8 protein-coding genes are annotated in these 12753 nt (G+C 67.2%); 5 read left to right on the forward strand and 3 right to left on the reverse strand.

The window, feature by feature from the left end; translation table 11 throughout:
• Positions 1-124 precede the first annotated feature (124 nt).
• Positions 125-904 (forward strand): exodeoxyribonuclease III, encoded by a 780-nt coding sequence (gene xth / locus DK26_RS07030; protein WP_066469712.1) that lies wholly within the window; start codon positions 125-127, stop codon positions 902-904.
• Positions 905-1073: 169 nt separating this feature from the next.
• Here xth and DK26_RS07035 read toward each other — a convergent pair whose 3' ends face one another.
• Together DK26_RS07035 and ilvD are read right to left on the reverse strand one after the other, a co-directional pair.
• On the reverse strand, positions 1074-2033 hold the full coding sequence (locus tag DK26_RS07035; protein ID WP_083533025.1) for a tetratricopeptide repeat protein: 960 nt from the start codon (positions 2031-2033) through the stop codon (positions 1074-1076).
• A complete protein-coding gene (ilvD, locus tag DK26_RS07040; RefSeq protein ID WP_066469715.1) occupies positions 2020-3750 on the reverse strand; it encodes a dihydroxy-acid dehydratase in 1731 nt (576 codons plus the stop codon). The genes DK26_RS07035 and ilvD overlap by 14 nt, the downstream gene beginning before the upstream one ends.
• 558 nt (positions 3751-4308) lie before the next feature.
• Here ilvD and DK26_RS07045 point away from each other — a divergent pair.
• The 3 genes from DK26_RS07045 (at position 4309) to DK26_RS07055 (ending at position 8895) form a co-directional block, all read left to right on the forward strand.
• Positions 4309-5322: an extracellular solute-binding protein gene (locus DK26_RS07045; protein ID WP_066469718.1), complete on the forward strand. Its 1014-nt coding sequence runs from the start codon at positions 4309-4311 to the stop codon at positions 5320-5322.
• Between the two features lie 95 nt (positions 5323-5417).
• Positions 5418-7013, forward strand: coding sequence for an iron ABC transporter permease (locus tag DK26_RS07050; RefSeq protein WP_248309885.1), 1596 nt, complete (start codon positions 5418-5420; stop codon positions 7011-7013).
• Positions 7014-7161: 148 nt separating this feature from the next.
• The gene (locus DK26_RS07055) at positions 7162-8895 is read left to right on the forward strand and encodes an AsmA-like C-terminal region-containing protein (protein WP_066469720.1); all 1734 of its coding nucleotides are present in this window, start codon (positions 7162-7164) and stop codon (positions 8893-8895) included.
• Between the two features lie 197 nt (positions 8896-9092).
• Here the strand turns inward: DK26_RS07055 and gyrA are convergent, their stop codons facing one another.
• The gene (gene gyrA / locus DK26_RS07060; protein WP_066469721.1) at positions 9093-11906 is read right to left on the reverse strand and encodes a DNA gyrase subunit A; all 2814 of its coding nucleotides are present in this window, start codon (positions 11904-11906) and stop codon (positions 9093-9095) included.
• A 212-nt stretch (positions 11907-12118) separates the two neighbouring features.
• Here gyrA and DK26_RS07065 point away from each other — a divergent pair, with 212 nt between their 5' ends.
• Positions 12119-12751 carry a MarC family protein gene (locus DK26_RS07065; RefSeq protein WP_066469724.1) on the forward strand — a complete coding sequence of 211 codons (633 nt, stop codon included), beginning with the start codon at positions 12119-12121 and terminating at the stop codon, positions 12749-12751.
• Positions 12752-12753: the final 2 nt, after the last annotated feature.

A 12753-nucleotide genomic window follows, 5' to 3' on the forward strand; every position in this document is an offset into this window, starting at 1 on the left:
CATTGCGGGGCGGGCCTCCTGGGGGCGAGACGCCGGCCCCCTCTTCGCCTGGTGAGGTTGCTGACTTGCCTTGGCGCCCACCCCGGTCCTTATGGTGCACACCAGTAGAATCCGGAGTCAGCCCGTGCGTATCGCCACCTGGAACGTCAACTCGGTCCGCCAGCGGCTTCAGCACCTGCTCACCTTCCTGAAGGAGGCCGAGCCCGATGCGCTCTGCCTGCAGGAGCTGAAATGCGTCGACGGCGACTTTCCGCGCGCCGAGATCGAGGAGGCCGGCTGGCAGGTCACGACCCATGGCCAGAAGGCCTTCAACGGCGTCGCCATCCTCTCGCGCAGCAAGCTCGAGGATGTCCGGCGCGGCCTGCCCGGCGACGATGGCGACGAGCAGGCGCGCTATCTCGAAGGTGTCCTGCCGCATGGCGACGGCGTCGTCCGTCTCGCCTCGATCTACCTGCCGAACGGCAATCCACCCAACACCGAGAAATATCCTTACAAGCTCGCCTGGATGGAGCGTCTGGCGGTGCATGCGCGCGGCCTGCTCGCGCATGAGGAGCCGCTGGTGCTGGCCGGCGACTACAACGTCATCCCCGAGCCGCGCGACGCGCGCGATCCCGCTGCCTGGGTTGGCGATGCGCTCTTCCTGCCGCCGACCCGCACCGCCTTCCGCAAGCTCGTCAATCTCGGCTTCACCGAGGCATTGCGCGCGACCAGCGATGCGCCCGGCCTCTACACCTTCTGGGATTACCAGGCCGGCGCCTGGCAGCGGAACAACGGCATCCGCATCGACCATCTGCTGCTGTCGCCACAGGCGGCCGACCGGCTCGCCGGCGTCTCGATCGCCAAGCATGTCCGCGGCTGGGAAAAGGCCTCCGACCACGTCCCAGTGCTGATCGAGCTGAACTGAACGCAGTTCAGCTCCCTGCCCAGCCGGTTGTCCTGATCGCCCGTCATCAGCGGCCGCACAGCAGCTTGATCAGGATGGATGCAGTCGGCGGCCGAGGGGGGCCCAGCCGCGAGGCTGCCCTGCCCTGTTGGACTGCTGCGGTGCAACGTGGCGCTGGAAGTCCAGGCCGTCAGCGACGCCCGCCGCGGCCCGCCACCTGCTGGCGTTCAACCAGCGCCAATGCCGCGGTCCGGTCGGCCGGGCTTGCGGCCGCAAAGGCCGCATCATAGCGCTCGACGATCCAGCCTTCGCGGGTCTCGTCGGCACCCTCGCGGGCCAGCGCCAGCCACATCAAGCCGAGGATCGGATGGCGCGGAACGCCATCGCCGCCACGCAGGAGCATGTCGCCGAAGACAGCGCGCGCCGGGGCATGCCCCTTCTCGGCGGCGAGCTTCATCCAACGGGCCGCCTGGCGCGGATCGCGCTGCGCGCCGGTGCCGTTCATGTAGAGCCGGGCGAGATTGTACTGGCCGTCGGAGTCGCCGAAATAGGAAGCGGCATAGTGGAACATGTCGAAGGCACGGTCGGCATTGGGCTTCACATAGGTGCCCTTGATGCCGTCAAGGAAATAGCCCCCAAGCGCCACGAAGGCGCTGGCGACGATTCGCGCATCGGAGGTGCCGGGAATTTGGTCGGCGTTCTCATCCGCGATCTTCGAGAAATACTCGAAGGCTTTGAGATCATTGACTGGAACACCGTCGCCGCTGGCGTAGACGCGGCCGAGCTTGAACTGTGCCGCGAGGTGGCCGCGCGAAGCGGCGAACTCGAGGGCGCGCACCGCGCCGACCTGATCGCCGGCCGAGGAATCGCGCATCCAGGCCTTGAGCGCGTCGCGCGCACTGGTGAAGGGAGCCAGCGGCAGGGCGGTATGCGCAGCAGGCCCGCTCGGCGGGGCGGCGATGGCACGGCCGCCGGCGAGCGGGGCGGGTTCGCCGACCGCGCCATCCTCCGGCTCCGGCAGGGCGATGCCGGGAATCGGCCGCGGCGGCAGGAGCCCGCGCGACTGGCCCGACGCCTCCTGTGCCCAGGCTACCGACTGGCAGCCCAGGGTGAACAGGAACCCGGCGAGGATGGTTTCAGATATCCGCATAGCAATGGGTCTCGGCCGCCCCTCCGGGGTGGGTAACGGCCCCTCCCTTGGCGGAGCCGACAGTCTGCGCGTATTTCCAGAGCGCGCCGGAGTTGTAGTCGGTCCTGCGCGGCTTCCAGGCCTTACGACGCTCCTCAAGTTCGGCATCAGAAAGGCGGACTGCGAGCTTTCCTGTGATGGCATCGAGCTCGATGATGTCGCCGTCGCGAAGCAGTCCGATCGGCCCACCGACGGCGGCCTCGGGACCGACATGGCCAACGCAGAAACCACGCGTCGCGCCGGAGAATCGCCCATCGGTGATCAGCGCGACCTTATCGCCCATGCCCTGGCCGTAGAGGGCTGCGGTCGTCGCCAGCATCTCGCGCATGCCAGGGCCGCCCTTCGGCCCCTCATAGCGGATCACCAGCACGTCACCGACCTGGTATTCACGATTGGCGACGCATTTGAACGCGTCCTCCTCGCAGTCGAAGCAGCGCGCCGGGCCGCTGAACACGAGGCTTTCCTGCGGCATGCCGGCGATCTTCACGATCGCCCCTTCCGGCGCGAGATTGCCGACCAGGCCGACGACGCCGCCATTGTCGGAAAGCGGCTTGTTGGCCGGGCGGATCACGTCCTGCTCGTCATTCCATTTCACCGAGGCGAGGTTCTCGGCGATGGTGCGGCCGGTGACCGTCATGCAGTCACCATGCAGATAGCCATGGTCGAGCAGGGTCTTCATCAGAAGCGGGATGCCGCCGACCTCGAACATGTCCTTGGCGACGTATTTCCCGCCCGGCTTCAGGTCGGCGATGTACGGGGTCTTCTTGAAGATCTCGGCGACGGCGAAAAGGTCGAAGTCGATGCCGCATTCATGCGCGATCGCCGGCAGGTGCAGCGCGCCATTGGTCGAGCCGCCGGAGGCCGCGACGACCATGGCGGCGTTCTCGAGCGCCTTGCGGGTGACGATGTCGCGCGGCCGGATGTTCCGGGCGATCAGCTCCATCACCATCTCGCCGGCGGTGTAGCAGAAGGTGTCGCGGACATCGTAGGGCGCCGGCGCGCCGCAGCTATAGGGCAGCGCGAGGCCGATCGCCTCGGCGACCGTAGCCATGGTGTTGGCGGTGAACTGCGCGCCGCAGGACCCGGAGGACGGGCAGGCCACCTCCTCCAGTTCCTTCAGATCCTCGTCCGACATCGCGCCGACCGAATGCTTGCCGACCGCCTCGAACACGTCCTGGATGGTGACCGGCTTGCCCTTGAAATTGCCGGGCAGGATCGAGCCGCCATAGATGAAGATCGACGGCACGTTGAGGCGCACCATCGCCATCATCATGCCGGGCAGCGACTTGTCGCAGCCGGCGAGGCCGACGAGCGCGTCATAGCAATGGCCACGCATGGTCAACTCGACCGAGTCGGCGATCACTTCGCGCGAAGCCAGCGAGGACTTCATGCCCTGGTGGCCCATGGCGATGCCGTCGGTCACCGTGATCGTGCAGAACTCGCGCGGCGTGCCGCTCGCCGAGGCGACGCCCTTCTTCACGGCCTGGGCCTGGCGCATCAACGCGATGTTGCAGGGCGCAGCCTCGTTCCAGCAGGAGGCGACGCCGACGAAAGGCTGCGCGATCTGGCGGGAGGTCATCCCCATCGCGTAATAGTAGGAGCGGTGCGGAGCGCGGGCCGGGCCGACGCTCACATGTCGGCTGGGTAGCCTAGACTTATCGAAAACGCGTCCGTCCATCGTACTCTGTCTTCCTGACCCCAGACCGCGCCTTCTGCGCGGCTTGGATGTGCCACGCGGCCAGCGCGGGGCGCAACGTCACCTCGCCGCCTCCAGGAAGCATGAAACCCTTTCCGGAAATCCGGAAAAACAATCTCAAATCTTCCATAACGCGACGAATTGACGGGATCATTTGCTGAGAGCGCTTTGTGGCGGCTTCGCGGCAATTGCGGCGCTCAGCTTTGGGCGCGCTGCAATCCGAACAATTGTTGTAGAAATATCACGAATTTTCGAGCGGAAATCGCGGCATTCAGCGGCGTTTTCGCGTGCCGCACCGCAGCATGTCCCCGCCAGCCCGTCCCGCGCCGCAACAGCCACCTGCGCGCGCCTCGAGCGCCTCGGCCGTACCACTTCCAGAGCGATCGGCAGGCATTAGTTTAGAATTCCTAGAAAGAGAGATTACTTTAGAATAGATATAACTCATTGATTACAAAGCATATTTCCTTGACCAAGCGCCTTCCGCGGACTACCCCGAGCGGACACCCGACGAGGTTCGGGGACCGTATCCAGGAGTGAGCAATGTCCGTAAAGTCCCGCCTCTATGCCGCAGCGCTGACCTCCTGCCTGCTCGCCGGCCCGGCTTTCGCACAGAGCGTCAACCTCTACACCACGCGCGAACCGGCCCTGCTCAACCCGGTGATCGAGGCCTTCACCAAGGACACCGGCATCAAGGTCAACGCTGTCTTCCTGAAGGACGGCCTGCAGGAGCGCATCAAGGCCGAGGGCGCCAACAGCCCGGCCGACGTGATGCTGCTGGTCGATGTCGGCCAGATCAATGATGCCTCCGATGCCGGCATCACCCAGCCGATCCAGTCGGCCCTCGTCGACAAGACCGTGCCGGCCGCGCTCCGCGGCCCCGGCAACAACTGGGTCACGCTGACCCAGCGCGCCCGCATCGTCGTCGCCTCGAAGGACCGGGTGCAGCAGGATGCGATCACCTATGAGGAGCTCGCCGATCCCAAGTGGAAGGGCAAGTTCTGCATCCGCGCCGGCCAGCACCCCTACAACAACGCCTTCTTCGCGGCCTATCTCGCCCGCAACGGCGCGGAAAAGACCGAGGCCTATCTCAAGGCGCTGAAGGCCAACACCGCCCGCAAGCCCGGCGGCGGCGACCGCGAGGTGGCGCGTGACATCCTCTCCGGTCAGTGCGACATCGCCGTGATCAACACCTACTACATCGGACTGATGAGCCAGGCGAAGAACGAGCAGAAGGGCTGGTACGACGCGATCAAGCCGCTGAAGAGCAGCTTCGCCGGCGGCGGCACGCATGTGAACGTCTCGGCTGCGGCGATCGCCAAGAACGCGCCGAACAAGGAGAACGCCGTCAAGCTGGTCGAGTACATGCTCGGCGAGAAGGCCCAGCATCTCTATGCCGACGGCAATTTCGAGTACCCGGTCAACGCCGATGTGAAGGAGGCCGCCTCGGTCAAGCTGCTCGGCGCCCTCACCCCGGACACGACCCCGCTCGGCGACGTCGCCAAGAACCGCAAGGCCGCTTCCGAGCTGGTCGACAAGGTCGGCTTCGACAATTGAGCTCGGGTGCCTTCAGCACCCTGAATCGACGGCCGTCACTCTCGTGGCGGCCGTCGACGCGTCTTGCCTGGCTCGCCGCGCTGGCGGCCGGCCTCGTGGCACTGCCCGTTCTATCGCTCGGCCTCACCGCGCTCTCGCGCGAGGCGCTGGCGGTCTGGCCACATCTCACCGCCAATGTCCTGCCGGCTGCGCTCGGCGACACGCTGCTGCTGCTCGCCGGCGTCGCCGCCTTCTGCGGCATTGTCGGCGTCGGCACCGCCTGGCTGGTCACCCAGCACGATTTTCCCGGCCGGCGGAGCCTGGAATGGCTGCTCGTCCTGCCGCTGGCGATGCCGACCTACATAACGGCCTATGTCTATGTCGAGATCCTCGGCTTCCAGGGGCCACTGCAGAGCGCCCTGCGGGCACTGACCGGCTGGCGCACGCTGCGCGACTACTGGTTCCCCGATCCGCGCAACCTCACCGGCGCGATCCTGATCCTCGGCCTCGTGCTCTACCCTTACGTCTATCTCAGCGTGCGGGCACTGTTCGGCATGCAGAGCGCCGCCATCGTCGAATCGGCGCGCACGCTCGGCGCCTCGCGCTGGACGTTGTTCCGGCGCGTCGGCCTGCCCATGGCCCGCCCGGCATTGGTCGCCGGCCTGACGCTCGCTCTGCTCGAGACCCTCAACGATATCGGCGCCAGCGAATATCTCGGCGTCCGCTCGCTGACCCTCTCGGTCTACACCACCTGGCTCAACCGCTCCTCGCTGCCGGGTGCCGCGCAGATCGCCTGCATCATGCTGCTGGTCGTCGTCGGCCTGATCATCGCCGAAATGCGCACCCGTGGTTCCCGTCGCTTCGCCCTGCCGGTCAAGCGGCTCCGGCCGGTCGGCCGCAGCAGACTGCCCCGTGGCTGGTCACTGGCGGCGACTGCGGCCTGCGCTCTTCCCGTCCTGCTCGGGGCGCTCCTGCCCCTCGCCTTTCTCTTCAGCGAGTTCCTGCGTCGCGACCTGATCGCGCAGCTCGACGCGGCGATGCTGCGCTCGCTCGCCAACACGCTGGCCATCTCGGCGGTTGCCACCGCTCTCGTCGTCGCCGTCGGCCTCGGCGTCGCGGCGGCGGTCAGACTTGGGCGCGAGCCCTGGCTGCCCAGCGTCGCGAGGCTGGCCTCGCTCGGCTATGCCCTGCCCGGCACCGTGCTGGCCCTCGGGCTCCTTGTGCCGCTCGCCGCCTTCGACAATCTCGTCGCCGATGCCAGCCGCGCCGCCTTCGGCGCCAGCCCGGGGCTGATCCTGCTCGGCTCGGGCGCCGCGCTGATCATCGCCTACCTCGTCCGCTTCCTGTCGATTGCGCTGGCCGGCACCCAGAGCGGCCTCGCACGCATCTCGCCGCGCATCGACGATGCCGCCCGTTCGCTCGGCGCCGGACGTCGCGAGTTGCTGCGCCGGCTACACTGGCCACTGGCCCGCCCCGCCGTCGCCGCCGCCGCCCTGCTGGTCTTCGTCGATTGCATGAAGGAATTGCCGATGACCTTGCTGCTGCGGCCGCTGAATTTCGACACGCTCGCGACGCTGGTCTATGGCCACGCCTCGCGCGGCGTCTTCGAGGACGGCGCGCTGGCGGCGCTGCTGATCGTGCTGATCGGGATCTATCCCGCAATCATGCTGGCGCGCGCCGGCGACGGCGAGAAACTGGCCACCGGCAGTTGAGATCGGCCCGGCAAACTCGACATTCGCGAGCCGGGGGAATACACCCTTTGCCGCGCGAGTGCCGTTCCGGCCCGATTGGCGCCGATTCGCTTGCGATTTTTTCGTGCACCGCGGCCCGAAACGGCAGCCGCAGCGCAGACCGAGGCCCATGACACGACGCGCTTCCATTCTCGGCCTGGCAGTCGCCGCGGTGCTGCTCGCGCTCGGGTTGCAATCCTGGGGACTGGCGCTGGCGCTGGTCGAGCGTCATGTCGTCGCCGGTATCGAGAAGCGCGTCGGCCTTAAAGTGACCTCGCTGAAGCGGGCCGAATTCGCCTTCCTGCCCTTGCCGCGCATCAGCCTGTCCGGAGTCACCTTCGCCGCTCCCGATGGCAGCCTGTCCGGTACGGCCGTGCGCCTGCGGGCCCGGGCGCGCCTGCTCTCGCTCGTCGCCGGCCAGCTCGATTTCGACCGCGTCGACCTGATCGGGCCGGAAATCGACATCGCCGTCCCCAATGAGCCCGAAAGCTATGCCAACTGGGTCGCACCGCCCTTGGCCTATCTGTCCGCCCTCAAGGGTGAAACCCAGCTCGTGATCAGTTCCGGAAGCCTGATGGCACGCTCCGGCAGCACGATTCTGACCACGTTGCGCGACGTCAATCTGGTCATCGAGGACCGCGACGAGGGCGAGCCCGTCGCCTTTGCCGGCAGCTTCACCTGGCGCGGCGAGACGACAAGGGTCAACCTGCTCTGGCCGGTTACCGGCGAACGGGCCCGGGTCGCGCTGGCGCTCTCCTCGAACCTGATGAGCTTCCGCCTCAACGGCACGCGCCTCGGCGCCCAGGGCGTCACGACCGGCCAGATCGAGTTCAACGCGCGCGCCCTGCCCGACGCGCTCGCCTGGATCGGCCCGCGGCCGCGGATCGCGACGCTGGTGCGCCAGGTCGAACTCACCGCCGAGGCACAGATCGCCGGCGACAACATCTCGCTCAGCAACGTCATCGCCAAGCTCGACGGCGACCAGCTCGAGGGGGCGCTCAAGCTCGACGGCAGTGGAGCGCGCCGGGTGCTCTCGGGAACGCTGGCCGGCGCCGAGTTCGATCTCGCCCGGCTGCTCCGGCAAGCCGGCCAACCGCTGTCGGGTACCGGCGTGGCAGACGAGACACCGCTCGAGTTCGATAGCTGGACCGCCCACGACGTCGATCTGCGGATTTCGCTCGACGCCGCCCGCATCGGCACCGCCAAGCTCGGCGACCTCGCCGCCCAGCTCCTGGTGCGCAAAGGCCGTTTCGAAGCCGCGGTGCTGCGCGCCGCCGCCTATGGCGGTTCGGCCCGCGCCCGCATTCTCGCCACCGCCGTTCCGGCCGGCGCCGAAGTCAAGCTCCAGCTGGGTCTCGACCGGGTCAACCTCGCCCAGGCCGGCGCCGATCTGCCGGAGCTTCTCGGCGGCCTGACAGGCTTCGCCACCGGCCAGATCGCTCTCGATGGCAGCGGCGACAGCTTCGAGCAGGTCGTCGGCTCGCTGACCGGCCGTGCCAATGCGACCCTGCGCCAGGGCGAGTTCAAGGGCATGGCGTTCGGCGAGTTGCTGCGCCGGGCCGAGAAGCCCGCGGCGGCGCGCGACTGGCGCCATGGCAAGACCGCTTTTGATACCGCGCAGTTCGCCGCGCTGGCGAACCGCGGCGTGCTGACCCTGACCGAGGCGCAGATGGCCGGTCCCGGCTATGCCCTGTCGATGACCGGCAGCGCCGATCTCGGCCGGCGCTGGCTCGAGCTCACCGGCCAGTTGAGTGCGACCAGCGGCTCCGCCCGCACGCCTTTCGAAATCCGCGGCCCGTTCAACGACGCCGCCTTCACCCCGACCTTCGACGCCGCCATCCATCCAACCGGATCGCTCAGGTAGCCGGGCACTCCCGCCTTCCTATTGTCTGGGGCATTGCCAGCGACGATCGGGCGTATCCGGCCGACACACGCTGCGCCGGCCATTCCCCACGACCCGGCTTGCGCCCTCAAGACAGCCGAACGAAACGGGGCGCCGCTGCCTGGCCAGGCAGCGGCGCCCCGATAATGCGTCCAGCTTCGTAGCGAAGGTGGGGTTGCTCAGGCCTCGCCGCCGGCCTCTCCGGCGTCACCGCCCTCGCCGCCCTCGCCGCCTTCGGCCTCCGCCTCGCCTTCGCTATCCTCGCCGGCGTCGCCGATGCACTCGACCGAGACGACCTTCTCGTCGCCATGGGTGTTGAACACGGTGACGCCCTGGGTCGAGCGGCCGGCGATACGGATGCGATTGTTGGGCCCGGCATCGACCGGCACGCGGATCACCTGGCCGCCATCGGTGACCAGCATGATCTGGTCGGTGTCGACGACCGGGAAGGAGGCGATCAGCTTGCCGTTGCGCTCGTTCACCACCATGGCGACGATGCCCTTGCCGCCGCGCCCGGTCACCCGGTACTCGAAGGACGAGGTACGCTTGCCGTAGCCCTTCTCCGACACGGTCAGGATGAACTGCTCGGAAGCGCCCATCTCGGCATACTTCTCCTGGCCGAGCTCGATGTCGCCGACGGCCTCTTCCGCATCGGCGGCCGGTGCGCTCGCCTCCTCGCCATCACCGGTCACGGCACGCCGCGCCGCCGAAGCGAGCTTCAGATAGGCGGCGCGCTCGTCGGCCGTGGCATCGAGGTGATGCAGGATCGCAAGCGAGATCACCTCGTCGCCCTTGGCGAGGTTGATGCCGCGCACGCCGGTCGAGTCGCGGCCCTTGAAGACGCGCACCTCGGGCACGGCGAAGCGGATGCACTGGCCTTCAGCCGTCGTCAGCAGCACGTCGTCATGCTCGGAGCAGATCTGCACGTCGACGATGGAATCGCCCTCGTCGAGCTTCATCGCGATCTTGCCGTTGCGGTTGACCTGGACGAAGTCGGACAGCTTGTTGCGGCGGACATTGCCGCTCTTCGTCGCGAACATCACGTCGAGACGGCCCCAGCTCTCCTCGTCCTCCGGCAGCGGCATCACCGTGGTGATGCGCTCGCCCTGGTCGAGCGGCAGCATGTTGTTGAGGAACTTGCCGCGCGCATTCGGCGCCGAAAGTGGCAGGCGCCAAACCTTCTCCTTGTAGGCCTGGCCCAGCGAGGAGAAGAAGATGATCGGCGTATGGGTGTCGGCGACGAAGAGCCGGGTGACGAAATCCTCGTCCCTGGTCGCCATGCCCGAGCGGCCCTTGCCGCCGCGCTTCTGTGCCCGATAGGTCGAGAGCGGCACGCGCTTGATATAGCCGGCGTGGCTGACGGTGACGACCATGTCCTCGCGGGCGATCAGGTCCTCGTCGTCGAGGTCGGAACCCCAGTCCATGATCTCGGTGCGACGCGGCGTGGCGAACGCAGCCTTCACCTCGGAGAGCTCGGTCTTGATGATCTCCTGGATGCGCTGGCGCGAACGCAGGATGTCGAGATAGTCGGCGATCTCCTTGGCGAGCTTTGCAAGCTCGTCGCCGATCTCGTCGCGGCCGAGTGCGGTCAGGCGGGCGAGACGCAGCTCCAGGATCGCCTTTGCCTGGGCGTCGGACAGCCGATAGGTGCCGTCGGCGTTCATCGGATGGCGCGGATCGTCGACGAGCGCGATCAGCGGCGCGATGTCCTCGGCAGGCCAGTCGCGCGCCATCAGGGCCTCATGCGCAGCCGACGGCGTCGGCGCCGTGCGGATCAGGCGGATGACCTCGTCGATATTGGCGACGGCGGTGGCAAGGCCGCACAGCACATGGGCGCGCTCGCGCGCCTTGTTGAGCAGATAGCGCGTGCGCCGCGAGACGACCTCTTCGCGGAACTCGACGAAGGCCGAGATGAAGTCGCGGAGGTTGAGCACTTCGGGCCTTCCGCCGGTCAGCGCCACCATGTTGGCGCCGAACGAGGTCTGCAGCGGCGTGAAGCGGTAGAGCTGGTTCAGCACGACATCGGCGACGGCATCGCGCTTGATCTCGATGACGACGCGCACGCCCTCGCGACTCGACTCGTCGCGCAGGTCGGAGATGCCCTCGATCCGCTTCTCGCGGACGAGATCGGCGATCTTCTCGACCATCGTCGCCTTGTTCACCTGATAGGGAACCTCGGTGACGACGATCGCCTCGCGCTCCTTGCGAAGCTCCTCGATATGCGTCTTCGAGCGCATCATGATCGAGCCGCGGCCGGTGTGATAGGCCGAATGGATGCCGCTGCGGCCCATGATCAAGGCCCCGGTCGGGAAATCGGGACCGGGCACGATCTCGATCAGCTCGTCGATCGTTATCTCGGGATTTTCGATCAGCGCGATGCAGGCGTCGATGACCTCGCCGAGATTGTGCGGCGGGATGTTCGTCGCCATGCCGACGGCGATGCCGCCGGCGCCGTTGACCAGGAGGTTCGGATAGCGCGCCGGCAGGACCGTCGGCTCATGCTCCTTGCCGTCATAGTTCGGCTGGAAGTTGACCGTGTCGAGATCGAGATCCTCGAGCAGCGGCATCGCCGCCTTGTCGAGCCTCGCCTCGGTGTAGCGATCGGCCGCCGCACTGTCGCCGTCCATCGAGCCGAAATTGCCCTGGCCGTCGATCAGCGGCAGGCGCAGCGAGAAGTCCTGCGCCATGCGCACCAGCGCGTCATAGACCGCGAGATTGCCGTGCGGATGGTACTTACCCATCGTGTCGCCGACGATGCGGGCGCATTTGGTGTAGGGCCGCTCGGGCAGGTTCTTGTTCTCGTGCATCGAGAACAGGATGCGCCGGTGCACCGGCTTCAGGCCGTCGCGGACATCGGGCAGAGCGCGGCTCACGATCACGCTCATCGCGTAATCGAGATAGCTCTTCTTCATCTCGTCGGTGATCGCGATCGGCTTGATGTCGCCACCGAACTGCGAGCCGTCGTCGCGCTTGTCGTCGTTGTCTTCGCTCAAGGGAAAATGCCCCGATTCAACCCAGTTTTTCAGCTTTCTGGCTATCCGATTCCGTGCGCCGAAGCCAGCAAAAGGCGAGACAATCCAGTGAAAATAAGTCTCTGATTTTTCAGCGCTTTACCGCCCGTTCCTGAATCGGTTCCGCAGGCTTACCGCAATCTCGCCATGTTTCGCGCGTGACGCCGGCGCGGCAGCATGCGTAAGGTCGCCGGATGTTCGTCGAATATCTCACTTCCGCCCTCGTCACGCTGCTGGTGACGCTCGACCCGCCGGGGCTCGCGCCCATCTTCCTGTCGCTGACCCGCGGCATGACCAATGACGAGCGCCGCCAGGTCGCGATCCGCGCCTGCCTGATCGCCTTCTGCATCATGGCGTTCTTCGGCCTGGCCGGAGACCTCGTGCTGAAGGCGCTCGGCGTCTCGCTGCCGGCCTTCCGCATCGCCGGCGGGCTGCTGCTGTTCTGGATCTCGTTCGAGATGGTCTTCGAGCGCCGCAACGAGCGCAAGCAGGCGACCGCCGAGACAGCGATCACCCAGGATCACATCCGCAATGTCGCCGCCTTCCCGCTTGCGATCCCGCTGATGGCCGGGCCCGGTGCGCTCACCGCGGTCATGCTGCTCGCCGGTCGCGCCGGCGGCGACGTCGCGATGCTCACCTCCCTCGCCGTGATCTGCGGGCTCGTCATTCTCTCCTGCCTCGCCGTCTTCTTCCTGGCCGTGCCGATCGCGCGCCTGCTCGGGGTTACCGGCAATGTCGTGCTGACGCGCCTGCTCGGCGTCATCCTCGCGGCGCTCGCCGTGCAGTTCGTGATCGACGGCGTGCGCGCGGTCGTCGGCGGCGGCTAGCT

The organism is Allobosea sp. WAO (genome assembly GCF_001509835.1).
GTDB lineage: Bacteria > Pseudomonadota > Alphaproteobacteria > Rhizobiales > Beijerinckiaceae > Allobosea.